This is a genomic window from Paenibacillus sp. JL3B1040 (assembly GCF_057063165.1).
The window spans coordinates 2,003,028-2,028,592 of the sequence record NZ_CM169317.1 but is presented as its reverse complement, the minus strand read 5'-3'; the positions used below and the strand labels follow the sequence as shown (position 1 = coordinate 2,028,592).

General features: G+C 52.1%; 22 protein-coding genes. 6 read left to right on the top strand and 16 right to left on the bottom strand.

The window, feature by feature from the left end; all coding sequences use genetic code 11:
• Positions 1-127 precede the first annotated feature (127 nt).
• From ACZF99_RS09015 to ACZF99_RS09000, 4 genes are read right to left on the bottom strand one after another with little or no spacing between them, the layout of a single operon-like run.
• Positions 128-1,504, bottom strand: a complete 1,377-nt coding sequence (locus tag ACZF99_RS09015; protein WP_483610982.1) for an MBL fold metallo-hydrolase — start codon at positions 1,502-1,504, stop codon at positions 128-130.
• A complete protein-coding gene (locus tag ACZF99_RS09010) occupies positions 1,501-3,186 on the bottom strand; it encodes an ABC transporter permease (protein ID WP_483610980.1) in 1,686 nt (561 codons plus the stop codon). Before ACZF99_RS09010 ends, ACZF99_RS09015 begins: the two co-directional genes overlap by 4 nt.
• A 40-nt stretch (positions 3,187-3,226) precedes the next feature.
• Positions 3,227-4,291, bottom strand: a complete 1,065-nt coding sequence (locus tag ACZF99_RS09005) for an ABC transporter substrate-binding protein (protein WP_483610978.1) — start codon at positions 4,289-4,291, stop codon at positions 3,227-3,229.
• Positions 4,292-4,312: 21 nt separating this feature from the next.
• Positions 4,313-5,338 (bottom strand): ABC transporter ATP-binding protein, encoded by a 1,026-nt coding sequence (locus ACZF99_RS09000; RefSeq protein WP_483610976.1) that lies wholly within the window; start codon positions 5,336-5,338, stop codon positions 4,313-4,315.
• A 242-nt stretch (positions 5,339-5,580) separates the two neighbouring features.
• Here ACZF99_RS09000 and ACZF99_RS08995 point away from each other — a divergent pair, with 242 nt between their 5' ends.
• Complete coding sequence (locus ACZF99_RS08995) at positions 5,581-6,480, top strand: LysR substrate-binding domain-containing protein (RefSeq protein WP_483610974.1); 900 nt, start codon at positions 5,581-5,583, stop codon at positions 6,478-6,480.
• A gap of 189 nt (positions 6,481-6,669) precedes the next feature.
• Here the strand turns inward: ACZF99_RS08995 and ACZF99_RS08990 are convergent, their stop codons facing one another.
• The 11 genes from ACZF99_RS08990 to ACZF99_RS08940 all read right to left on the bottom strand — a co-directional run bounded on the left by ACZF99_RS08990 (position 6,670) and on the right by ACZF99_RS08940 (position 19,143).
• Positions 6,670-9,774 carry a X2-like carbohydrate binding domain-containing protein gene (locus ACZF99_RS08990; protein WP_483610972.1) on the bottom strand — a complete coding sequence of 1,035 codons (3,105 nt, stop codon included), beginning with the start codon at positions 9,772-9,774 and terminating at the stop codon, positions 6,670-6,672.
• 281 nt (positions 9,775-10,055) lie between these two features.
• The gene (locus tag ACZF99_RS08985) at positions 10,056-11,027 is read right to left on the bottom strand and encodes a DUF5643 domain-containing protein (protein WP_483610970.1); all 972 of its coding nucleotides are present in this window, start codon (positions 11,025-11,027) and stop codon (positions 10,056-10,058) included.
• Positions 11,028-11,043: 16 nt separating this feature from the next.
• Complete coding sequence (locus ACZF99_RS08980; RefSeq protein ID WP_483610968.1) at positions 11,044-12,255, bottom strand: DUF4179 domain-containing protein; 1,212 nt, start codon at positions 12,253-12,255, stop codon at positions 11,044-11,046.
• Complete coding sequence (locus ACZF99_RS08975; protein WP_483610966.1) at positions 12,242-12,799, bottom strand: sigma-70 family RNA polymerase sigma factor; 558 nt, start codon at positions 12,797-12,799, stop codon at positions 12,242-12,244. Before ACZF99_RS08975 ends, ACZF99_RS08980 begins: the two co-directional genes overlap by 14 nt.
• A gap of 315 nt (positions 12,800-13,114) precedes the next feature.
• Positions 13,115-14,830 carry a phosphoenolpyruvate--protein phosphotransferase gene (gene ptsP / locus ACZF99_RS08970; RefSeq protein WP_483610964.1) on the bottom strand — a complete coding sequence of 572 codons (1,716 nt, stop codon included), beginning with the start codon at positions 14,828-14,830 and terminating at the stop codon, positions 13,115-13,117.
• Complete coding sequence (locus tag ACZF99_RS08965) at positions 14,815-15,093, bottom strand: phosphocarrier protein HPr (RefSeq protein WP_483612619.1); 279 nt, start codon at positions 15,091-15,093, stop codon at positions 14,815-14,817. Before ACZF99_RS08965 ends, ptsP begins: the two co-directional genes overlap by 16 nt.
• A 36-nt stretch (positions 15,094-15,129) precedes the next feature.
• Positions 15,130-15,705 (bottom strand): DUF6198 family protein, encoded by a 576-nt coding sequence (locus tag ACZF99_RS08960; RefSeq protein ID WP_483612617.1) that lies wholly within the window; start codon positions 15,703-15,705, stop codon positions 15,130-15,132.
• A gap of 50 nt (positions 15,706-15,755) precedes the next feature.
• Positions 15,756-17,195, bottom strand: coding sequence for a glycoside hydrolase family 1 protein (locus ACZF99_RS08955; protein WP_483610962.1), 1,440 nt, complete (start codon positions 17,193-17,195; stop codon positions 15,756-15,758).
• Between the two features lie 24 nt (positions 17,196-17,219).
• On the bottom strand, positions 17,220-17,567 hold the full coding sequence (locus ACZF99_RS08950) for a PTS lactose/cellobiose transporter subunit IIA (protein WP_483610960.1): 348 nt from the start codon (positions 17,565-17,567) through the stop codon (positions 17,220-17,222).
• A 21-nt stretch (positions 17,568-17,588) separates the two neighbouring features.
• Positions 17,589-18,818, bottom strand: a complete 1,230-nt coding sequence (locus ACZF99_RS08945; RefSeq protein ID WP_483610958.1) for a PTS sugar transporter subunit IIC — start codon at positions 18,816-18,818, stop codon at positions 17,589-17,591.
• 16 nt (positions 18,819-18,834) lie between these two features.
• Positions 18,835-19,143, bottom strand: coding sequence for a PTS sugar transporter subunit IIB (locus tag ACZF99_RS08940; protein WP_483612615.1), 309 nt, complete (start codon positions 19,141-19,143; stop codon positions 18,835-18,837).
• A gap of 236 nt (positions 19,144-19,379) precedes the next feature.
• Between ACZF99_RS08940 and ACZF99_RS08935 the strand changes: the two genes are divergently transcribed.
• The 5 genes from ACZF99_RS08935 (at position 19,380) to ACZF99_RS08915 (ending at position 24,308) form a co-directional block, all read left to right on the top strand.
• Positions 19,380-20,867: an IS1182 family transposase gene (locus ACZF99_RS08935; protein WP_483610956.1), complete on the top strand. Its 1,488-nt coding sequence runs from the start codon at positions 19,380-19,382 to the stop codon at positions 20,865-20,867.
• A 123-nt stretch (positions 20,868-20,990) separates the two neighbouring features.
• Positions 20,991-22,895 (top strand): BglG family transcription antiterminator, encoded by a 1,905-nt coding sequence (locus ACZF99_RS08930; protein WP_483610954.1) that lies wholly within the window; start codon positions 20,991-20,993, stop codon positions 22,893-22,895.
• Positions 22,896-22,969: 74 nt separating this feature from the next.
• On the top strand, positions 22,970-23,554 hold the full coding sequence (locus ACZF99_RS08925; RefSeq protein WP_483610952.1) for a TetR/AcrR family transcriptional regulator: 585 nt from the start codon (positions 22,970-22,972) through the stop codon (positions 23,552-23,554).
• Positions 23,555-23,644: 90 nt separating this feature from the next.
• The gene (locus ACZF99_RS08920; RefSeq protein WP_483610950.1) at positions 23,645-23,992 is read left to right on the top strand and encodes a DMT family transporter; all 348 of its coding nucleotides are present in this window, start codon (positions 23,645-23,647) and stop codon (positions 23,990-23,992) included.
• A 1-nt stretch (position 23,993) separates the two neighbouring features.
• Entirely contained in the window at positions 23,994-24,308 is a 315-nt protein-coding gene (locus ACZF99_RS08915) for a DMT family transporter (protein ID WP_483610948.1), read from the top strand.
• A gap of 136 nt (positions 24,309-24,444) precedes the next feature.
• On the opposite strand, the gene ACZF99_RS08910 is transcribed toward ACZF99_RS08915, so the two are convergent.
• Positions 24,445-25,536, bottom strand: coding sequence for a nuclear transport factor 2 family protein (locus ACZF99_RS08910; RefSeq protein WP_483610946.1), 1,092 nt, complete (start codon positions 25,534-25,536; stop codon positions 24,445-24,447).
• Positions 25,537-25,565 lie beyond the last annotated feature (29 nt).

Sequence of the window (25,565 nt, the reverse complement as noted above, 5' to 3'; positions counted from 1 at the left end):
CGTAAAAATCATAGGCTTCTGTTTTAAATGCAGAAGAAAACAAATCCAGTTGTGGTGATTCAAGGTACCAACTTATTAACCAATGTAAATCGGACCGGCAAGGCTAAAGCCTTGTCCGGTCCGATTATTAAAACCGCAACTCCTCCCCGGCGGACAACGAATGAATCTGCACTGGATGATGCCCCGGCGGTGTCTCCTCAAGCAGTCGGCTGCGCATCCTGTCGGTTTCTTCCTTAGCAGCATGAACGAGCACGTTATGCCGCGCCGGCATGGCCGACATCATCCGCCGGACATCCTCGCAGCCTTGATGCACTTTATACTTCAGTTTTTTTATGGCACAAGCTCCGTATGCATTCGGCTGCCGCAGCAGCCGTTCGGCGAAGGTTCCCTTGGAGACATGCCCGGTCAGCAATACGAGATGCTTCGGATCATGGCGTAAATGGTCATAGTACCGCCGGGCGAGCTCCGACTGCATCATGCCGTCGGTTATAAACCATATTGAGGCGTCCAACTTGTTAAGCAGATAGGTTCGATTCCCCTCGCTCCCCGGAACGAGCAGATCGTCTCGCCGAAGGAAGCTTTCGACCTGGCCTTTGATATCCCGGCCCGTATGGTCATCGACCTCACGCAGCCATTCGGGGCGGCGCAGCAGCCGCTCCATTCCGCCTAGCAGGCCCCGCTCGATGACAATCGGCGTATCCCGATAAGCCTGGTATGCCCACAGCAGCATCTCCTGCCCCCGGCCCGTCGCCGGTACCGGAAGCAGAACCTTGCCGCCCTGCTGCAGTACGCTGCTAATGGTCTTCTCCAACAGCTTCAGCTTGGCGGCTTGAGCATCCGCATCCGTGCCGTAAGCTGCGTCAATAATAGCCAAGTCCGCATAGCTTTCGGAAGGAGGAGCCCATTCGTTAGCGGTCTTTCCTCCCGAATCGAGCGCCCCCGCCTTCCGCACCTCACTCGGGCTGTCGTTCTCCAGCAGCAGAGATTCGGCTGTATAATCTCCGGAATAAAATATTTCCTTGCCCTCGGCCCGGATCAAGAGCCACACCGATCCGGCCATATGCCCGCTTCGCCCCCACATGGCCTCGACGCCGGGGACAACTTCAAACCACGTCAGCTTGGCAGCCGCTTCGTCAAGGAATCGGTAGCGGATCGCTTGATAATCCGTTTCCTCGTAAGGCGTCGGTCCCCCCGATCGCTTCGTAAATGCCCGCCAGCTCTCAAAGTAAGACTCCGCCTGGGCCGCGGTCTCCCGGGTCGTCCATACTTCCCCTCGATAACCTAGCCGGTACAGCATCGGGATCGCTGCGGAATGATCTTCATGGGCATGGGACAGGAACACGGCGTCCAGCCGGGGAACCAAATCCGGTTCCATCAGGGGATACTCCCCGGCGCTTTCTCTTTTGACGCCGCAGTCCAGCAGCAGATGGATTCTGCTGCCGCTCAAGACATAAGCGGAGCGGCCGTGTTCGCCGGCGCCGCCCCAAACTTTGAGCTTCATCATGATGCATTCCACTTTCCGTTAGTTTTGAGCGCTTCAACCGCCAGCAGCAGCACCACGGTCATGCCGACGGATACGACAGCCATCGCCATGCCAAGCGATACTTGCCCCTGTTCAAACTGAGCGAATATATACGTGGCGGACGTCTGCATCGAAGGAGGCAGGATCAGTAAAGAACCGACCAGTTCCCGTACCGAGATCGTAAACGTCATGATCCAACCCGCCAGCATCCCCGGCACAATCAGCGGGAGCAAAATGCGCCGCAGAATCAGCCAAGGGCCTCCTCCGAATACTTGACCCGCTTGAAAAAGAGTTCCGTCAATTTGCGTAAAATTAGCCTTCACATACTGCACCGTGTAAGGGAGAAAGAGCACTACGTAGGTAAGCACGACCATCCCGTAGGTGTTATACAAGGTCGCCGGCAGCCATGGCGAATTCCAGAACAAAATCAGTCCGACCACCATCACGATGCCTGGCACGGTGTTTGGCAATAAACTGAACAAGTCAATAACCCGCTGTGTCCGTCTCTGCGATTTCCCGACCGCCAGGGCGAAGCCGGTGCCGAGCAGCACCGCAATCGTGGATGCGGCCAGCGACAAGCCCAGGCTGTTTCCCAGCGCCTTCAGGCTAACCGAACCCCAGGACAACAGATCCCGGTAATGCTCCAAGGTTAGGTTGTCCCAAGACAAGCCCGCTCCCCGAAGCTTCATCAGCGAGGCCGCGATCACCGAAAAGTAAGGTATGCCTACGGAAAACACCAGCAGCAGACCCAGATATACTGCACACGCTATGCCTGTCAGGCCGCGCAAAGCATATCTTGAGGAGCGTTGACCTTTGCCTCCGACCAAGCGGTAAGTAAAGCGCCGGCTCACGGCGGATTGCATATACCACATTACCAGACAGACGGACAGCAGAATCGAGGCCAGCGAGGTTGCTTTCCCGAAATCGATCGGCCAGCTGGAAATATACTTGTGAATCTCCGAGGTCATCACGTAGTAACCGATACGCCGGCCAAACGTCGCAGGTGTGCCGAACTCGGCTATCGTCTTGACGAAGATCAGCATGGTGCCCATGCCGTACGAAGACAGCAGCAACGGCAGCATAATTTTCCTGAAGCGGTATCCGCTGCTTGCCCCGTGAACCGCCCCCGCCTCTTCCAGATTGCCGCCGATGCGAATCATCGCATCGCGCAGCAGCAAATACAGGAACGGAAACAAATGCAGACACATGATCAGCACCATTCCCCCGAAGCTGAAGAAGGAGTCGCTTAATACCGCGCTTCCCGGCAACCACTGCTGCAGGTAACCGCCTTTTTGCATAAACAGAATCCAGCCCATCGAGCCGATATAGGGAGGGGTCATGAACGGAATCAGGAGCACCACATCGATCCAGCGATGCCGGCCTAGCCGCGTCTTCGCCATGATCCAGGCCAGGGGCAGAGCTAACAGCGTTGTCCCCGCCACCACACAGATCCCGAGCCACACCGTGTGAAAAAGCACACCGGACAGATCGTGTCCGGCAATCGTTCGAAGCGGCGCCAGCAGATCCAAGCCCCGCTTCGTAAATACGCTCTGCCAAAAAATCAGCAGCAGCGGTATGACGATGCCTATAACAAGCAGAAGTAAAGCAAGTATAATTCCGATATTGCGAAAGAAGCCAGGGCTGCCTTTGAAGACAGGTTTCACTGCTGCTCACCTCACATTGCCTTCCTATGCTTCTTGACGCTTACTTAAACACTTCGGAAAAACGCGCTGCCGTCTCATCTCCATGATCATTCATCCATGTCCAATCCACAGGCAGAAGCGGAATATCCTTCAGATTCGTCCGCCCCTCAGCCTCGATGTCTTCCCGGCCCGGAATAAGATGCGCTTTTGCAACAAAATTCTGCGCTTCATCGGACAGCAGGTAATCGATAAAAGCTTTGGCGTTGTCCACGTTTTGGCTGGAGTTCAAAATGGCTGCCGGCCTAGGGCTAACTACCGTTCCTTCCGCAGGATATACAATGTCCACAGGCTCGCCTTTGGCTTTTGCCGAATACGTCATATAATCCACGCCGGCCGCGACGATGCTCTTGGCCCCGGTAATGACCGGATCGAGCGCTTCCTGGTTCGCTCCTGCCATCGCCACGCCGTTGGCTTTATAGTTCTCAAACAGGGACCATCCAGCCTCGCCCTTCACGCTTAAATAGCCGGTAATAAAGTCAAGGGCCGAGCCTGACAACGTCGGGTCCGGAATGTTTACGGCATCCTTCCACTCCGGCAGTCCCAGATCGCTCCAGCTTTGCGGCGGATTCGATACCAGATTTGTATTATAGACGATACCTAGCGCCGATGCGCTTGTGCTGAAATAGTGCCCGTCCGCATCCGACCATTCTTTATTCAGCTTGTCACGGTTTACTGCGTCCGGAAACGGCATCGTTAGTCCATCCGCTTTCAGTGCTTGCGCCGACGGGAGGGAAGCCAGAATGACGACATCCGCAACCGGATTTCCTTTCTCCGCTTCCAGTCTGGCCAGGATTTTTCCTGTCGTTCCTTGGAACATCTCAACCTTGACTCCCGTCTTGGCTTCAAAACCGCTGACCAGGTTATCCGCCAGCTTCTGCGGACCTGCGCTGTACAGTACAAGCTTTCCGCCAACGGCATTCCCCTCTTCCGCAGGTGCGGCTTGTCCGCTGGCAGGCTCGGCCGACTGGCCCCCTCCTGGCGCGCTACCGCATCCGAACATACTGATGCTCATGAGAGACGCCAGCAGCATCAGCGCCCCCTTTTTCCGCAATGTCTTTTTTTTCATTTAGATCATCTCCCTTATTCGTTAACCTAATGCTACCGGCTCAAGATCTGGATGTTGCCGCTGTTCAATATGCCTATCGGCTCCCTGCATCCAGCAAATGGACTGCGGGGAGACGTAAAGCTCGACGCGCTCGCCGACAGCCATTCTTGCCTGCGAATACGCCGTCCATTCCTCCAGCCCGTCCACCTGCAGCCGGACCTCGTAGCGCTCGCCGACATAGCTGACATGCCGGACCGTTGCCGCAACTCTCCTGTCATCCTCCGAGCTTCTGCTCCATTGCACCTGCTCCGGACGGACCATGGCGCGCTCCGGCTCAAGCCAGTTTGACTTGCCGATGAACGAAGCGACAAAAGGGTGACCCGGTCTTTTATATACCGCTTCAGGAGTTCCCCGCTGCAGCACCTCGCCTTTACGCATCACCACGATTTCATCGGACATCGACATCGCCTCCAACTGATCATGGGTGACGTACAGCGCGGTTAGCCCCATGTCTTTCACGAGCGACATCATTTCGACCCGCATTTCCTCCCTTAGTACGGCATCAAGCGCGCTCAGCGGCTCGTCAAACAGCACCAAAGCCGGGCGAATCGCAACCGCTCTGGCAAAAGCGACCCGCTGCTGCTGTCCGCCGGACAGTTGATGGGGGTAACGGTCCTCCATTCCCTGCAGCCTGACCATAGCCAACGCTTCGGTTACTTTTTCCTTAAGACCGCCGCGCTGCTTCGCGGCCTTTAGGCCGAAGGCGACATTTTCAAACACGGTCATGTGCGGCCACAGCGCAAAATCCTGAAACACCATCCCGAACCGGCGCTTATGCACAGCTACGTCAACTCGGTTTCTTGCGGAGTAGATGCACTTGCCGGCCGCATAAATCTCCCCGCCGTCAGGCTGCTCCAGCCCGGCAATCATGCGCAGGAGGGTTGTTTTGCCGCAGCCGGACGGCCCAAGCAGCGTGGTGAACCCGCCCTGCCGCAGTGTCAAATCGGTCGGCAGCAGCGCGGGGGTGCCTGCAAACGATTTATGGATCCCTTGTATTTCAATCTCCATGCCGATCCCTGCCTGTTCTTTTTAAGCTGTTTTTAGTGTAACGGTTGCGTTCAAGCATTGTATTAGACGGATGTAAACACGGAATTAACTTTTTGTTTGAATTCTGTTGATATTCATAGATTAAATCTATAGTGAGGCATCTATCCTGCAAGGGCTTCCTAATTTTCATGATCTTAGGGTGCTGCGAGCAGCATGGATGTCTATTAAGGAAACCGATAGAGGAGAGTTGAACCGTGAATCTGATGAAGTTACGAATTGTGGAACTGATCGACCGCCATCATAATATGACCCTCGTCGCGGAAATTTTAGGCATTAAGCAGCCTACGGTTACATTTCATATGAAGTCTCTGGAGGAAGAGATGAAGGTGAAGCTGTTTGAATCCCGCAGCGGCAAAACCTTTCTCACCGAAGCCGGACAGGCCCTGCTGCACTACGCCGTCAAAATGAACGCTCTAGCCCAAGAGTCAAAGCGCGTGGTCAGAGAATACGACAGCCTGTATCGCGGCACGCTGCACATCGGCGCTAGTTATGTGCCTGCCACCTACTTGCTTCCGCGCATTTTGAACGCTTATACACGGGAATTTCCCGGCATTCGCATCTCCTTGTCCGTCAAGCCTTCGCCCGTGATCCGGGAGATGCTCAGCCGCCATCAGCTTGATCTCGGGATTATCTCGTCAGAGCCCTTCACCGAGCAGAGCCTGTTAGCGGAAGCTTTGTGTTCCGATAATTTGGTGCTCGTCTGCGCCGCCGCTCATCCACTATCCCAATCGGACACGCTTGATCCCGAACAGATTGCCCGCACGCCGTTTGCCCTTCATGGAGCCGATTCGAGCACGCGGCAATTAACGGATCAATGGGCCCGCCGGCACGGCGTGCGGCTGCGCAGCACCGTGGAGTTGGATTCCCTCGAAGCGATCAAGCAGTTGGTCCTGTTAGGACACCATATTTCATTTATATCGCGAATGGCTGTACGCCGGGAGCGGGAGCAGGGCTGGCTGCATACTCTCCCGATTCCAGGGCACCGGGCGTCCCGGTATATTTACAGTGTGCATAATACCGACCGCCTGTCGTCCGTTCAAGTTAGCCGCTTTGAAGAGATGCTGAAGGGAATCGGGTCGGAGGCGGAACAAGGCACAATGTAACCAAAAAGCAGAGGAGCAGGTTTAAGCCGCCATCGACCCGGTTACAAAAAATGGGAGCAGCCATTCAAAAATTCTACGGAAAGATACAAATAATTCCAGTTTAAACTTACACACTTGCGTAAAAAAAGCGCGGCTTCCGAAAAATTCGGAAGCCGCGCCGTGCTTAACATTTTGGAGATGTCTCGTAATTCACAAAGGCTCGATGCCCCATTGCAGATCCCCGCCTAGATACCCGGTAATTTTCAGCGTTTCGGCATAAGCCGTAGCCTCGGCGTCAAAGGAATAGTCGTTGCTCTGGCTGTAGTTGCTCCAATCCGCTTTGGAAATGCGGACATGCAAGTCGATGCTCTGCCCGGCCGCCAGTATTCCTGCCGCTTCCGTGAAGCCGATCTCCGCGTAATGATCGGCGCCGGCCACCGCCGCGGGCAATCGGACAAAACGGCCGGTCACGTTGGCGCTGCCGACCTGGCTCCAGTCGCAGAAGAAGCTTTGCGCTTGCTCCCCGTCGGCCGTATAGTAATACCGCAATGTGACGTCTTTGAGCGGCAGCGCCTCCGTTCCGGTATTGCTCAGCTTGATCCGGGGATTCAGCGTATTGGCCGTGGGCTGCAGCGTGCCGTTATAGGCCTCGATCCGCACGCTGCCGGCCGGTGCTGTCGCCGTGTCGGTGATCGTGACGTTCAGTTGCGCATCGGCCCCCGAGCTGAAGCGGAAATCAAGGCGCACAACCCCCTTTGGCTGGGCGGCCAAAAATTCGCGAAGTACCGTCACCCGGGACCCGGATACAAGGTAATCCGTACCTTCCCTTAGCGGCGCGGAGCCGTTGTAAATGCCGGACAACGTATTGCCGTTCAGCGTTAAAACGACGGAGATGTCCGACTGGTTGTCCGGTTTTCGGTCAAAAACGGCCGAAGTCGGCGAAATCGCGGAGTTTTGTCCCGGCTGTTCCGGTTCCTCCGGTTCTCCCGGCAGCCGGGCCGTGTCGCCGTATACGATCCCGTATCCGTTGGTACCGATATATACCCGGCCAAAGATGCGCGGGTCGCCGGTAATCGCCGTATTGGCGGAAGCATACTGATGCCGGTCGTCGTTGATCCGGACCCAGTTGGCGCCGCCGTCATCGGAGCGGAAGAAGCCCCGCACACCGCCGATTTTGGCACTCGTATACAGCGCCATGACGTCCCGCCCCGGAGCGGCCTTGCCAAATCCGACGGCGCTTGCCTCCGCTACGTTGGCCAGCTTCGTGAAGGAAGCGCCGCCGTCGCTGGAGCGCCACAGGCCGGTTGATCCGCCGTCGGCGCGGCCGCCGGCGATCCAGACCTCCCCTGCCCGTCCGGGCATCGCCTTCAGGTCAAGATCGCCGGAGGCGGGTAATCCTGCCGCGTTCGATCGCGTAAAGCTGGCGCCGCCGTCGCGGCTGACGAAAAAGCTGCCGCCGGAGAGCGCGTAAAACAGGCCGGAATCGGCCCGGTCCGAAGCGACCAAAGCTCCGGCGGGCACGCCGCGGCTGGCGGTCCAGGAATTGCCGCCGTTGTTGGAGTAGTACACGCCCATGTCGGAGGTGCTCCAGACGAGATGGTCGCCGCGGGCGGACAAGGCGATCTTGCCCCCGCCGGAAGTGCCCGGCGGCTCGCTGTTGCCGGCATACCAGTTCGCGCCGCCGTCGCGGGAATAGCCGATCGCCCTGGCGTTCGGGTCCTCCGCACGGTTGACCGGAGCGACGCGTACGATGAAGCCGGGATCAAGCTCGGCGTAATCCATATCCGCCGTCCCGCCGGGATTTGTGAACATCTTCGCCGGCGCCCGATTCAGATCGTCGTGGCGGAAGCCGGTCACGTCAAGCATCCCGCTGAGCAGATGAGCCCCGGACGGCGGGCTGATCAGGGCGGTCACCGAAGTTTCTTCAATCCCCACGGCTTTCACCTCCAGGTCGATTTTGCCGCCCCGATCCCATTCCGTTAAATTGTCGGTCCCGTAAATGGTCGCCCCCGTTCCGTACATCATGCGGTCGGAATTAAACGGATCGATTTCCAAATCGCCGATCATCCAGCCGAGCTTCGGGCTGATCTCCGGCGGCGACGGATGATTCCCGAAATCGAGCCAGGGCGCGGCGGAAATGTCGAGGTTGTAACGCAAAGCGCGGCCCGGATAGCCGTCCCAGTCCCAGATGCGGCTCCAGGTCGCTCCGCCGTCGATGCTGCGGAAAATAATCGCGTCGGGCCACCAGGAGTTCAACGTAGCCACCATAACGGTTCCGGGATTCCGGGCATCGACCGCTAGTCCGCCATACCCGTAATAATTGTCTTCGCTGCCGCTCGGAACGGGGCTGATATCCGTCCATACCCCGGTGGACGTATTCAGCTTCCACACTTCGCCCTTCGTTCCGTCGTACGGCCCGGCGCCGTCGCTGTACGAAATATACAGGGAGCCGTCGGAAGCAAGCACGCCGTGATGCGGCAAATACCCGTTCGGCTGGCCCGGCACCGCTTCCCAGCTCACTCCCCCGTCCGTCGAACGGTATACGCTTTCATTTTTGTCGGCAACGCCGACGTAAATCGTGCGTGTCGGCTGGCCTGGCGAGCCGGAGGAAGGATCAAACGTGATCCAGGCGATACCGACGATATCGCTCTGATATTCATTATCGGGATTTTCCACATAAGTGCCGGGATTCGGAAAGGCGCTTACTTTGCTCCAGGTCGCTCCGTAATCGCTGCTTCTCCACAATCCGTTACCGCTGCGGGCGCCGAAGTATAGGATGCCGTTCCGGTTCGGATCGACCGCCAGCCGTTCGCCCATCGACCGGCCCGGCATATTGCCGCCGATCTTGAACGGCAGCTCCGCCTCTTCCCAGGTCTCGCCGCGGTCGGCGGAGCGCAAAATCCGCCCGTTATGCGGATCCCAACTGTTCGTATACGTGCCGACTGCGAGATACAGCCGGTCCGGATCGACCGGATCCGTCGCCAGCGCGTCGACGCCGCTCTTGCTCCAATCGTCCATGCCTACCCAGGCAAGCAACTGCTTCCAAGCGCCGGTGCTCTGATCCCAGCGGTAGGCGCCCCCGATGTCCGTACGGGCATAGATGAGATTGGGTTCGCTGGCGTTGAATACGATGCCCGGTATAAAGCCGCCTCCGCCTCCGGTCTTCACGTGCTTCCACACGTAAGGTTCGCTGGCCGCAGGCTCGACGGCTGCCGCCATCGTCGGCGGCGCGAAGCCGGAATACGAGGTTCCGGCGATCACAAACGCAATCACCAGCATAGACAGTTTTTTAAACCGATTTTTTCGCTTCCCCATTAAGAAACCTCCCTAATCAGTTATTGGACTACTTTTGGAGTCTCGGACATTCCGGTAGACAGCAACCAGGCGATCATCGTTTTTGCGCATCCCTCCTTACCGCATTTCGTTTCTGTCATCCTCCGGCAGCTAGAATCTAGGATTGTTTAAGGTTTTCGATTATAGATTACCTAATATTGCCATATAATTCAATGTAATATAATACTTTTCATATATTTCCATGTCCAAAAATAGATTTGCTCCGAGCCCTATTCGGCCCGGAGCAAATCTATTAAAGAGGATTATCTCACTTTCACCGTCATTTCCAGCTCTTTCAAATAGTTTTTGACGACCTTCCCGTCGCTGTCGAGCTTATATTTGCCCGATGTGGCCCCAGCCTCTTCAAATACAGGCGAATAAGGTTTAACGATGATCGACTTGGCGTCCTTGCTTACGGCGTCCGTCACAAAATTCATGTACCAATCGCCGTTCTTGTTACTCTCGTCGGTGCCGAAGCCCTCCAGCATTTTAAGCTCTTTTCCTTGATCATCCACGAATTCATAGCTGATATTGGACGGTTTGCCTTTTTCCCGCCCTTTTTCAATAAATTGAAAGCGGACCGAGCTGTTCGTCAGGTTCAATTTGCTGAGTGTGGTGCTAAATTTCCCCGATTTTTTCGTTAGGTTTGGTTTCAAGAAAATCGGCTTGGCCGCGCTTTTTTGCATCTGAACATGTAAAGTAAACGGCTTGGCTACACCGGCCAGCGTCACTTTGGCGGTGAGCTTGAACTTATCCGGGAAGGCCTCGATCTTGTCGCCAAGCCAGGATGCATCGATCAGCCTAACGACGGCGGTGTCCGGAGTGGCTCCGGGTCCCCAAACCATATTCGGCATCGTGCCCCCCGTTCCTTTGCCGAACTTGTTGAGTTCTTTGCCGTTGATCAGGATGTCCATCTTCTCGATGGCGCCCTTTTCCATCACGTATTCTTGCGTATTGTCATCGAATTTTCTCTCGGTGATGCCGCCGTCAAGTCCGCCGCCGCTCCGTTTCAGCGTAAGCTTGACCAGGTTTCCGTCATACAGCGCCTGGGAGATCCCCAGGGTAATCCCGTTTTGCGTAACGCTGGCGGCCGGGGCCGCGTTTTGTGTTCCGCTGCTTTTGGCAGGGGCTTTCGCCGCCGCCAGGCTTGCCGCTTCCGCCGTTCCCCAGGCCGCTCCGCCGAGCAGCATGCCGGTCAAAGCCGCCGTAGTCATCACTTTATAACCTTTATTCATCGTAAAAGCCTCCCCGTTATTTTTCGGCATCATGTTGCCCTTGATCGTCATACAGTTTTTCCAACCCGGCCCGGTCGACCGGAACGGTGATTTCCAATTCCTTCAGATAATGCTTAATGACATTTCCTTGACTATCGAGTTTATATCTTCCAAAACGGGCTCCGGGCTCCTCCATTTCCGGTAAAAACACCTTGAACGTTACTGCTTTCGGCGCATCCAAGAAGCGGTCGAACGTAAATTCGTACATCATCCGCCCGTCTTCGCCGTAGGAACCGGCGCCGCCGACAAATCCAAGCTCTCTGCCGCGATCATCCCAGAGCTCGTAAGATAACCCGTTTCCCATCAATCGACTCTCCTTATCGTCGGAGGCAAGGCTAAAACTGACATTTGTGGTAATTGGCGTAAATTGCAGCCGCTCCAGTGTGAGTATCATTTCTCCCCACTCTCTCGTCACTTGAGGAGAGACGGTCAGGGAGTTTGTATTTTTGTGAATGGGCAGTTCGAAGGCAAACGGTTCGGCGACACCCTCGAGCTTGATATTGATCGTTAGAACAAACCGGTCCGGCAATGGCTTCACTCCCGCACTCAATCCGGAAAAAGGAGTGGCTTCGAATATCACGGCATCGGGATCGGGTGTCGGTTTTCTGACCACGCTGACGGAATAGTCGCGAATGGGAGCCCCGTCGACCATCAAGTCTGCGGAAGCGATTGTGCCTTTCGCGTAAATCTCTTCCCCATTGTCCGCTGTCTCGAAATCCAGCATTCCCCCCGTAAACCCGGTGCCATCGCGCTTAATGGCCAGGGAAAGCCGAACTCCGTCATATACGACCTGCGGAATGCGCAACGTAATTCCTTCGCGGGTAACGCTGGCGTTCGCGTCGTACGTCAGACCGCGTTCCTCCGCCGTCCGCAACCCCAGATCGTCGGCCAGTCGGAAAATACCGCCGAGCAGCGGCATATTTTTCAGCGACTCAGCCATCGCCGGCGACACCATGGCGCCGGCCCACCCGCCGAGGAAGACGATTATAGCGGCTGCGGCCGTTCCGACCGCGATCCGCGCCCCGGCAGAACGGCGGTTGCGGTCGGCTCGGCTCTGGAGGGGAAGATCGGCCAGGGAAGCGTAAACCTCATCCTGACGGCGGCGAATGATGTCGGGAACCTCGCCGCCCCCGTTTAACCGTTCCTTGCCGATGTCGCGCAGCGCTTTTTCAAGGTCACGCGTTTCCATAAGCCAGTTCCTCCTTTCCCATTTGCTCAACCTTGTCGGCCAATATTCCTCTGGCCCGATGCAGGCGCCCCCGAACAGCTACCTCCGAAATTTCCAGCACACTCGCAATCTCTTTGATCGGCAAATCCTGATAATAAAAAAGATGGATGACGATCCTTAAAGTTTCGTCCAAATGTTCCACCGCCTCGCGGAGATCCTGCTTGCGGTTCTCTTCATACTCCCCGGTAAACTGCGCCTCTCCCGCCGGCTCCGGAAGCTCCGCCATCACGACCGTTCTGCTTCGCATGCGCAGCAACTGGTTGCATTCATTAATCAAAATCCGAATCACCCAGGTTTTAAAATACTTCGGATTGCGCAATGTGGTTATGGATTTATAAACTTTAAGCGTCGTTTCCTGAAATGCGTCCGCACAGTCTTCATCACGTCTCACAATGGACTTCGCCAAGCCATACAGTTCGGGTTCCAGCCTCCGGAAGAGCCGGATAAACGCCTCACGATCCCCCCGCTGCGCGCGCTTGACTTCCAGTACCATATCTTGTTGCAAGAATTTCAACTCCTTTTGAGGGCCCTCTGTAAGATTAGATGGGCCGGCCTCCCAAAATGTTATATCTGCTTCAATAAAAGTTCAACGTGGTTATTTTGAACATGGTAAATCTACGCTTTCAACGCCAAAAGCGCGCGGGAGAAAATCTCTAAACTTAATCATTTGTATATTATGAAAGGGGGCTTCGTCATCACTCCCATAGCGCTGGCCGGAATCGTTCAGCTCCGCTGGAACATAAAAAAAAAGGCGCTCCCGCCAAAGTATCCGGCAAGTTCGCCTTTCAAGCTTTAACCCAAAGTTGCAATGCAATCGTTATTAATTCAAGGTCCCATTTACGAACTCAATCACTTCTTCCGCCGTTTTCATGGACAACACGGCCTCTTTTACGCTTTTTGCCCGTTCGCTGTTCAGCTCTTTGATTTGCGCACGCGCCGGAAGTATGGATGTTGCGCTCATGGAGAACTCATCCAGCCCCAGCCCGAGCAAGATCGGAACGGCCATCGGATCGCTGGCCATCTCCCCGCACATGCCGACCCATTTCCCTTCCTTATGCGCCGCGTTGATGACCATGGAGATCAAGCGCAGAACCGCCGGGTTGAAGGGTTGATACAAGTAGGATACGCGTTCGTTCATACGGTCGGCGGCCATCGTATATTGGATGAGGTCATTGGTGCCGATGCTGAAGAAGTCGACTTCTTGGGCAAATTGATCGGCCAATACGGCCGTAGACGGGATTTCCACCATGATGCCGACTTCCATTTGCTCGGCCGTTTCGACCCCTTCGGCCGCCAGCTTTTCTTTTTCCTCCACAAGAACGGCCTTGGCTGCCCTGAATTCGGAAAGCGTAGCGATCATCGGGAACATGATTTTCAAATTGCCGTGGACGCTCGCCCGCAACAAGGCGCGTAATTGGGTGCGGAAAATCGCCTGTTCTTCCAAACATAAACGAATCGCTCTAAAGCCCAAAAACGGATTCATTTCTTTGGGAAGCTTCAAGTAAGGCAGCTCTTTATCGCCGCCGATGTCCAAAGTACGGACCACCACCGGCTTCCCGTTCATTTTTTCCAGAACGGTTTTATAAGCGGTATACTGCTCTTCCTCTGTCGGAAGCCGGTCTTTGCCCATGTAGAGGAACTCCGTCCGGTAAAGCCCAACCGCTTCCCCACCGTTTTCCAGCACGCTGTTCACGTCAGCGGGCGTGCCGATGTTCGCGGCCAACTCGACGCGTTTCCCGTCCTTTGTTACCGTCGGCTCCTGAACCAGTTTCGCCCACTCTGCCTTTTGCGTTTCGTATTGTGCCTTTTTCGCTTCATATTGGACCATCGTTTCCGGTGACGGGTCGATAATCACTTCCCCCTCCAGCCCGTCGACAATCACCACGGTGCCGTGCTCGATCCTGGACGTGGCGAGCCTTGCACCGACAACGGCCGGGATTTCCAGCGTGCGGGCCATGATCGCCGAATGGGAAGTACGGCCGCCGATATCCGTCGCAAACCCTTTTACATACCGGCGGTTTAACTGTGCGGTATCCGAAGGCGTCAAATCCTCGGAAATAATGACGACTTCTTCGGAAATCAAGCTTGGGTCGGGAATCGGCACGCCCAATAAATGCGCGGTCACCCGATTCGTGACATCGCGGATGTCTTTGGCGCGTTCCCGCATATATTCGCTGTCCATCGACTCCAGCATGGAAACGAACCCGTCGGCCGACTCTTTTAAGGCAAATTCCGCGTTGACGCCTTCCGAGCCGATCCGCTCGAACACCGGGTTCAACAGTTCCGGATCGTTTAACACCAACAGCTGCGCGGCAAGAATCTCCGCTTTCTCGGCGCCCAGCTCGCGTTTGGCGTAATCCGTAATTTTCTCCAACTCCGCTTTGGAGCGGCTGATGGCTTGCTCCAAGCGCCGTTTTTCGGCTTCCTTGTCAACGACGATCCGTTTGTCGATGTGCAGCTTCGGCTCCTCCAGGCGGTAAGCTTTGGCGATCGCGATCCCGGCGGAAGCGGCGATGCCATTCAGATGATTTCGCATGGTTCGCCAAGCCCTTCGTTTTTCAATGCCGCTTCAATCCCCTGGATCGCCTGGTCCGCATCGGCTCCGGCCGCAGCAATTTGAATCTGCGCTCCATGCGGAACCCCCAGAGACATCACGCCCACAATCGACTTCAGGTTCACGGTTCGGCCGTTATATTCGATGTTCACCTCCGCCTTGTATTGACTTGCGGCTTGGACCAGGATGGAAGCCGGACGCGTGTGAATGCCTACCTCGTCAATAACTGTAAATATTTTTTTCACCATAGTTTCTAGCTCCTCTCCTCTATATAGATTGAACTAATGATGTACACGAGCAAATAGCATCTTCTCGAGCAGCAAAGTCCCCGGCCCCGTTAAAGCAAATGCAATTCCCGTTCCGATCCCCACGATCCCGCCGAATAAAAATCCGCTGCTTAGAAACACGGCATCCGCGCAGATTCTACCAAGATCATACCTGATTCCGAATTTGGATTCCGTATAACGCAAAATTGCGTCCAAGGCGTACATTCCGTTGCCAAAATTCATCAACAACACATAAGTGATGGAGAAACAAAAGTTAGCCAGAATGACAATAATGATCTTGTTAAATAGTGATAAATCCGCGAGTTCCATACGGGCAATCCACGGATGAATCCAATTGATGAAAGGCCCAATCAAAAAGGAATACATAATGGAAGAAAAACCGATCGATTTGCGATTCAGCAATAGCCCCATAGCCAGAAAAACAATACTTACACTAAAACTGGCAAGACCGACGCTGACACCGAAGCTTTGATGCAGTCCATCCAACAACACCGTTAATGTATCGGACCCAATATTGCACTCGATAAATAAATTGACGGCTAGGGCGCTGAACATCGTGGCAATAACCACAATGATCAAACGCCCGCCGATTTTCCCCAGGGCCGGGAGATAACGCAACCTCAATCCAAGTCTTCTCCATTGGAAGCGATCACTTTTTGCATCCAGTAAAAGCTGTCTTTCCGGAGGCGCTTTTTGCTGCCTTTGCCGTAATCGTCCTGATCCACGTAAATAAAGCCGTAGCGCTTGCTCATTTCCGAAGAAGAACAGCTCACGATATCAATCGGCCCCCATGCATAATAGCCTCTGAGATCCACTCCATCCTTAATGGCTTCTTTCATTTGCTCGATATGGGCCCGGTAATAGTCGACCCGATAGGGATCATGGATGGTATCGTCTTCTTCCAATTGGTCATGATAGCCGATCCCGTTCTCCGTGATATAAATCGGACACTGGTACCGGTCATAGAACAGATTGAGAAAAGTGCGCAGACCGATCGGATCAATCGTCCATCCCCAAGGATTGGCCGGAAGTTCGGTATTGCGGTAGGAGCCTGTTCTGTTTTTCATGCTCTCTTCATCGACAATACGAGTGTAGTAATAGGAGAAAGACATAAAGTCGGCCGTATGCTTCAATGCTTCTTCGTCGCCATCTGCAAATTCGACGGTAATCCCGTTGTCATGGAAATAGCGGAACGCGTAACCGGGATAATATCCGCGCAGCAGCACGTCGGAGAAGAAGTACTCCATTTGATTATGGCGAACGGTGGCGAATACGTCCTCCGGTTTGCAGGTCGCCGGATACGCCGGTCCGCCGCATAGCATCATTCCGATTTGCAGATCCAGATCGAGGCTTTTGGCATATTTCGTGACGAGACCGCAAGCCACAAATTCATGGTGTACGCCTTGATATTTGGCGGAGGTTAAATCATCCACTACATCTTCCGCAATGCCCAGATGGTTAAAGGATTCGTGAACGATTAAATTGATTTGATTAACAATAATCCAGTATTTTACCTTTTTGTGGTAACGATCCAGGATGACTTGGCTAAAGCGAACGAAGAAATCGATCATTTCTCTGGAGTACCACCCTTTATAGGCCAGGGTCAAATGCAGCGGCATTTCATAATGGGACAAGGTGATCATCGGTTCCATGCCGTTTGCAATAATTTCGTCGATCAGATCATCATAAAATTTCAAGCCTTCTTCATTGGGCTCCGTTTCGTCGCCATTCGGAAAAATTCTTGTCCAATTGATCGAGGTGCGGAACGTTTTGAGTCCAAGTTCGCTGAGCATTTTCAGGTCTTCTTTATAAGTGTGATAGAAATCGATGCCCCAACGTTTCGGAAAAACGCGGTCCTCGCTTTGTATCGCTTCCTTCACATAGTCCGTTGTTAGCTCCAAGTTGTACTTTTTTTCTAAAGGAACCTTATCCGTAAATTCATTAATATCCGCTACACTTAACCCTTTTCCGTTTACATCGTAAGCCCCTTCCGCCTGATTGGCGGCGATGGCTCCTCCCCACAAAAAATCGGCCGGAAATCCTGTTGGAATACTCTTCATTTCGTATGTTTCCTCCCTCTATTTTTATTTACTGGTCGTTTCCAATTGAGTCAGCCGCTGATCAAAGCGCCCGAAAATGTCGATCAGCCGCTTGGCGATATTAATTTCACTATAAATCGTCATGAGCGTGTCCTGTGCATGGGCAAATAATACCGAGTACTCGCCTTGTTCGCCTTCCGTTTCTTTTTGGATGCAATTCGTTTGCACGCGATGGGCGATCACGATTTCATCGTTGGCTAATTTCATCTTCTCCTTTGCTGCGGCAAAGTCGCTATTCTCAATATCCTTTAACGCATCCGTACAATGCTTTCTTGCTTCCCCGGCGTGCAAAATGATTTGCATCGCCTCTTGAGCCACTTGTTCCGATGTCATGGTTAACTTCCCCTTAATCATTTAATTAGCTTGCGGCAATTCTTTTTCAAGTTCTTGTTTTTCGTAGGTTTTGAAGAACGGGTACCAGATCAGCGTTGCTACCGCGACGCAGATGAGCATCAAAATCATCCCTGTGATCGTCCCTGTCGTAATCCACGTGGCGATCGGAAACGGAACGTACCACAGATCGAAAATCACTTTCGGGATGGTGCCGAAAGGAATAACCTTGGTTCCGATCCAAACGAGCGCCGGCAAGATGATCCCGATGATCCACATCGGCAGCATCAACAAGGGATTCCATACGATCGAACCGAATACCAAAGGTTCGTTGATATTAAAGACGGCAGGTACAAAGCTTGCCCGGCCCAGCGCTTTGAGCTTGGTGCTTTTGGAGAACGCATGCATGATAACCAGGGGTAACGTACAGCCCACGCCGCCTACAAACAAGTAGGCCGAAAAAATCGTTTCGGACGTGACGAGATTATGCGCTCCCATGGTCGCGTTGGCGGTAATGGCCGCCAGAAAAATCGGTTTGGTAACCGGGGTTAACACCCAACTGGAGATCCCCATGGAGTAGAGGAAACAGTAGATAAAAATAATCAGCATGAATCCCCAAGGCGTCTCCACAATGTTGGCCAACGGCATAAAAATATTTATTATGATATTGTAGATATCCACATGAACGATATCGACCAAGATCCAAGCCGCAACCAACGTGATCCCGATGGGCAGCATGGAGTCGAACCAGGCTCTGACAAAGTCCGGAATGACGGAATCCTCTTTGAAAAAGGAGAATTTACCGAACAGACTCATGATAAATCCGGTGAACAGAGCGGCGATGATGGCAACGAACATCCCCCCGGTTCCCAAAGAGCTATGGGAAAAACCGACCGTGCCGTCTTTAACTACCTGGGGACTGATAACAATCAAGAATACAATCAGACTGGTGCATCCGGCGATAAAGCGCTGCTTTCTTAACTTCTTTTTCTCCATCAAATTGAACGGGATCAGGAAAGAAACCAGCAGCGAAAGCATCCCCATCGTCCATCCGAACGGAACCCAAAAATTAGGATAGTTCTTGATTTGATAAACATCGCCGGGGATGGTGAGCAAGCAAAAGACCGATCCCAAAAGAATGAATGGCAACAGCTGCATGACGGAATCCTTGAGCGTGACGATCCATACATTGTTATTGACTTTATTCATCTTCGGAGAGAAGTCGTTTTTCAGCCATTCCATTAATTTATTCATTGTTCTTATCCCCTTATTAGCCGTTTAGCTCATTCAATAAATCATCTAAAGCCGCTTCCCCATCCAAAGTGGAGTAATAAGAAGGCTTCATCAAGAGCACTTTGACATCGGTATCTTGAGTAAGATCGTTGATGTCTTCCATAATATAAGCCAAGTGGGGGCCGACCAATAAAGCGTCGATATCGTTGATGTAATTTTCGATTTCCGCTTCCCCTCTGGCCTTGATGTCCATATTCAAGTTTCTTTTTTTAGCGGCTTTGCGGATATTGGCAGCCATAAAGCCGGAACTTGCTCCCGACCCGCAGATTAATAACACGTTTAGCATTTCGCCTGCATTTGCCATGGTAATCCTCCTCGCTTTTCTATATAATCGTGTGTGACAGCGCTGTCATTGCTACAACCAAACTATAGTACAAATGCAAAACCGGTCTCAAATAAAAAACTGCACCCCTAAGGAGAGCCCTGCAAAACGAATACAGTTTCTGTAAAAAGCAACCCAGTACCCCTTCGGTGCTGGGTTTGCTGTATACTGGAAGAAAAAGAGAAGCGAGTTGAGCCGTTTTGCTGCAGCCAGCCAGACAACTAACCGCATCATTCCATGCGGAGCTATATCAGCTTGTGCCGGAAGACCATCTGCTTCGCAAGATCGATGCTGCGGTGGATTTCGGATTTGTATACGAACTAGTGGAGGATTCCTACTGCAAGTATTACGGCAGACCGGCAAACGAGCCGGAACTGTTGTTTCGCCTGCTGTTCTTACAGATCCTGTACAACCTCTCGAATGAGCGAATGATTCAGGAAGCTGAGGTGAATCTGGCTTACAAGTGGTTTCTCGGGATCAATCCGGAGGATCCGCTGCCAGACGCCTCCCAGCTGTCGCGGTTTCGTAATCACCGGCTAGGAGCAAGTCAGGTCGAAGACGTACTGAAGCATGTAGTCAGTCAATGCATTGAGCAAGGCTTAGTCAAAAGCAAAACCATTATCCTGGATGCCACGCATACACGGGCCGGCAGCCCAAAACAAAAGCCGTTCGACGTGCTGCGTGACGCGGCCAAGCGTCTGTTTCGCGTCGTAGTCAAACGCCACCCCAAGTTGGAGAAGAAACTACCTAAGCTGCCCTCCGTTAAAAGCGAAGATACGGAAGCGGAGAAAACCATGCTGACCTACTTGGCGCAACTGGGAGAGACCGTGGAGGAACTGCTTCCGGACCATGAAGGAGCGGTGAGTGAGAAACTGGGCATCGCCAAACAAATCATCGAGGATGAGCGACTCCTCTCACAAAAGGGGATTCTCTCCGCCATCGACCCGGATGCACGTTTCGGCTGGAAGAGTAGTAGCAAATCGTTCTTTGGCTACAAAGAACATATCGCCATGACGGAGGAAGAGATCATTACCGCGCTGGAGGTAACACCGGGAAGCACTGACGACGGCAAGCAATTACCGGCATTGCTCGAACAAACCACAGCAAACGGTGTAACCGTAAACGAAATCATTGCGGATACCGCCTATTCGGGCAAGGATAATCTGGCGAGAATGAAAAAGGAAACCATATCGCCTGTCGTGCCCTTAAACCCAATTGTCCACGAAGGGGGCGAGCGTCAAGAAGGATTCGAGTATAACAAGGATGCCGATTTCGTCGTTTGTCCGGCCGGTGAGCGAAACAAACGGAAGGCGATTCAAGGCAGCAAGACCAGCGGAGAGAGCCGATCACTCGTCTTTTACTTTGACGTCGAGAAATGCAAAACCTGTCCGCTGCGCGAAGGATGCTACAAGCCGGGCGCCAAGAGTAAGACTTACTCGATTCGGATCATCGCCGAACATTATAAGGAACAGATCGAGTTCGAGTTCAGTGATACGTTCAAGGAACGAATCAAGCGCAGACCGATCATTGAACACAAGAACGCGGAAATGAAGAGATTCCACGGTATGGATACAGCCAGGTACCGGGGTCTCTTCCGCATGCGAATACAAGCCTACCTCACCGCGTTTGTTGTAAACGTAAAACGGATGGTGAAGTTAAAAGAGCAAAAGCAGCCCATCCTCGGGTGAGGATGAAGCTGCTTTTTCCGTTTTATCGAATTTATTTTCCAGTTCCGAGCCCCCAATAACCTAGAAACGAGGCTTTTGCAGGGCTCTCCCTAAGGTGCAACTTTTTAAAGCGAGGAAGCGCCTATGAAAACACAGTTTATCGATTTAATTCAATACTTAAGCGCCTGCAACCAGTGGGTTTCGTCACAAAGTTTGGCGGACAAGTATGGCGTGTCCAAGCGTACCATCAAATCTTATGTCGGTGAGATTAATCAGCTTCACCGCGGGTTGATCCGATCGTCGAATAAAGGCTATAAAGTCGATACGGATCAGGTAAACACTTTTCTGGCCAACGAGCAAAAAGCTCTCCCGCAAACGCAATCCGAACGAATCGCTTACCTTCTGAAAAAGCTGGTGCACACGGGTCAGCCGATTCATCTTTATGATTTGAGCGACGCCCTGTTTATCAGCGAGTCCACGCTGAGACTGGATTTAAAGCTGATTAAGGAGAAGTTGGCCAAAAATAATCTGGAATTGAGTTTGACCAAGGACCATCTAAGTTTGCTCGGCAAGGAAAAGGACAAGCGCAAGCTGATGAGCAGCATTTTATACGAAGAGGCTGACGGAAGCTTCATCGACATCGATAAAATCAAAAGGTTTTACCATGAATTAAATGTGGATTACATCCGGGAAGTTGTGGTCGAAACCTTTTCTTCGCATCACTTTTTCACCAATGATTTTTATTTGACCAATGTGGTCATTCACATCACCATTGCCTTGGACCGAATGAAACGCGATTTCCAGTTTTTGAACCATACCGTGAATTATATTGCCGACAACAACGCGTTGATTATTGCCAAGGAAATTGTCTCTAAATTGGAATCTAATTTTCACGTCCAATATTCGGAAGAGGAGATCGCCGATTTGGCGCTCTTGATTGCGTGCAATGGGACGAACGTCAACTTTACGCAAATAGAAGTCAGCGACCTGGAACGGATTGCCGGGAAAGACTGTATTGATTTGGTCAGCGAAATCGCCTTCGATTTGGACAAGTATTACTATATCAGTATTGCCGATGCCGATTTTATTACTCGTTTTACGCTGCATGTCAAAAACTTGCTGATGCGGTTAAAAAACAATCATTCGACGAAAAATCCGCTCACCAACTCGATCAAAAGGGAATGCCCGCTCATTTACGACTGCGCCGTGCATGCTTCCCATGTGATTAAAGAAAAAACAGGCTATCGCATCAGCGACGATGAAATCGCTTATTTGGCTTTTCACTTGGGGTATGCCATTGAATTGCAGCGGCAGACGAACGTAAAAATTTCGTGCACGGTGCTGTTTCCGCTCTACTACAACATGAATGTGCAAATGATCAATAAATTGCAGCAATATTTTGGCGACGACATTTCCATTCATTCGATTGTGACGGACGAAAGCGATTTGAATTATGCCTCCAGCGATTTTATTATTTCTTCCGCGCAATTGCACAAAATTCCGGAAGTCCCGTATGTCGTGATTACTCCGTTTTTTATCGAAAGCGACCGGGAAAAAGTGTCGGACAAAATCTTTGAGTTAAAAGAGCAAAAAAAGAAAAATCAATTTGAGCTCCAATTAAAAACTTTTCTGGACGAAAGGCATTTTTACAACTCCACAGAAAGGTCGGAGAAAGAAGAAGTTTTACGTTTTATCTGTCAAATTATGCATCAGGATGGTTATACGAACGAGGATTTTTGGGACAAGATTATGGAGCGGGAAGCCATGTCGTCTACGGCGTTCGGACACGTTGCCATCCCGCATGCGATCAAAATGGAATCCCGCAAAACGGGCATGTTCATTTATTTGAACCCAAATGGCATCAAGTGGGATCATTCCACCGTGAAAATTGTTTTGTTAATCACCGTCAGCGGGGAGGATCGAAAAATCTTCCGCGACGTGTTCGATGCGCTTGCCACCATATTGACGGACGATAAAAACGTGAATCTGTTGTCCTCCCTTGATCATTTTGATGATTTTATCGCTCAACTCATCGCTTGCTGGGAATAATTTGTTGACAATCTTATCCCCCCTCCCTATAATGAATGACAATCATTCATAAATAACCGAGGAGGGGGAAACATTTGGCAAAGCCCACGGATGGAAAATACAAGCTCCTTCTGAACGCGGCCATGGAAGTCATTACGGAAAAAGGATACGAGAAGACGGTCATTTCCGATATCGTAAAAAAGGCGGGGGTTGCCCAAGGTACGTTTTATTTGTATTTCCCCTCCAAGAAAGCGTTAATTCCGGCGATTGCCGATCATCTTCTATCCCTAACTTTCGGCAAAATCAAAAATAAAGCACTGGATCAAGCGAGCATATGGGACGTGTTGGAGATCGTCATCGACGAGACTTTCAGCATCACCGATTCCTACAAGGAAATCCTGGTGCTATGTTACTCCGGCCTTGCGATCGAGCATTCCATGGAGAAATGGGAAGCCATCTATGCTCCTTACTATGATTGGCTCGGGGACATCTTGTCGAAGGCCGCCGGCAACCATGAGATTATCCCTGACCTTCATGCCAAATGGACGGCCAAACTGCTGATCAATCTGATTGAAAATGCAGCCGAACGATTCTATATCGGCCTTGAACAAGAGGAACCTCTGGACGTCTATAAGACCCGGGTATTTCAATTTATCCAAAGATCATTACGGGCAACCTGAAGAAAGAGTCCCGAATAACCTCCTCAATTATTTTTTGCAATAAAATGACTGACATTCATTCATTTTTTTTACGGAAAGGAATCGAGACTGATGAACAAAGGTTGGATTTATGTCCTTTTAACTTCGCTGCTTGAGTTGCTTTGGGTGTTTGGCTTTAATGTTGCCGATACTTGGTGGCATTGGGGGATCATCGTAGCGGTGATTCTCATTGACATGTACGTTCTTTCCAAAGCATGCGAGTCATTGCCGACAGGCACCGTATATGCTGTCTTTGCCGCAGCCGGCACCGTGGGTACGGCGCTTATGGATATCCTTATTTTCGATGCGGAATTCAGCGTGGCCAAAGGCCTGTTTATGGGGATTCTGGTCATTGGGGTAATTGCCTTGAAACTATCCGATAACAAGCCGGAATCCGAATCGGCAAAAGGAGCTCGATAATATGGGTTGGTTATTCGTGTTTGTTGCTGCGCTGTTGGAGTTGGTTGGAGTCATCGGTTTAAAAAAATTCAGCCAAAGAAAATCGATAATGAATTTGCTGATGTTCTTTGGCGGTTTTGGAGGATCTTTTGCGTTTCTTTACGCTTCATTTAGCTATCTTCAAGTCAGCGTCGCCTATGCGGTCTGGATTGGATTAGGGACTTCGGCGGCCGTTCTGGTCAACATGATCTTTTTTGGTGAATCCAAAAGTATCGGGCGTATTATCAGTCTCATCATCATTGTCGTGGGCGTGGTTGGATTGAAGGCTGTTTCATAAGTGGTCCGAGGCCGGGGCTTGTTCCCCTCCCTGCTCGCCCCTTTGCGGGATTATCCCTTTCGCTCAGGGGGCAGGACTATGCTGTGGGATCCGAGGTTTAGGGGTTGAGAGGGAAGGGAACGGATCAGCCATGGACTTATTTCGTCCAGCACTCAATCACTTTCACGCTGTCGCCATCCTCCGCGAAGTGCAGGAACTGCATTACGTCACCGGCATTCTTCTCGCCGGTCGTTGTGTCCTGATTGGTGATTCTATAATGAATGGCCGCCCAGTCTCCGCTAATTAGCATATTATCAAAGCAAATACGCTTTACTTCGGTCGAATCGGCGGTGTTCTTTACGGAAGCCTTATATTCCGCTAGGGTCAAGGTGTCGTCATTCGTATGATACTGCAGATTGCTGTCGTAATAGGTATCTGCCCATGCCGCCCAAGCATCGAAACCCTGATTCCAGTTTTCAAAATCGTTCAATATAGCGTTCTGAATCTTCTTGGCCATATCGGTATCGATCGGCGTGGGATAGGTAACAGGATACTTGGCTTCAAGATCCGTTGTATCAGGGATCGTCGCGTTGACGATGGCATCCAATGCGGCCTGCTGTTCCGCTTTCGCCTCGTCGGTCTGGAAACTTGTCAAACCTTCAAAATCTGCGCCCTTTGTTCCGGCCCAGCCTTCCACCACTCGAGTGCCCAGCTCATCTCCATAGTCCTTGAAGTGGACAAACTCCATCACGCTTCCGTCCGAAGATTTTTGAGTCTGTCGGTTGATCGTTGTAATGTCATATCGAATTGCAGTCCAGTCGTCACAGATGATCATATTATTGAAGTTACCCATCTGAATATCATTGGACGCCAGCGTCGCTTTCATGGAAGACTGATATTCCTTCAAGGTGAGTTTCACGCCGTGAACGTTATAAAGGGAATCCTCGGTGTACAGAATGTCGCCCCATGCTTCCCAAGCATCATAGCCTCTGTTCCAGTTTTCAAAACCGTTCAGCAGCCGATTCTGAATGTTCTTTTCCATTTCCGTGTCGATGGGGGTGGGATTGATGACTGGGAAAACAGCCGCAAGTTCTTCCGTGTTATCGTAGGAATCAGAAATATCAATCGAAGGCTCAACTGCGTTAGAACTTACTGCATTCCCGGCAGGGCTCGAGTCCGTATTGGCTCCACAACCTACAGCCACTACCCAGATGGCCAGAACCGCCACACTCACCTTCAATAATTTCATCCTATTCTTTTTCATAATTGTCTCCTCTC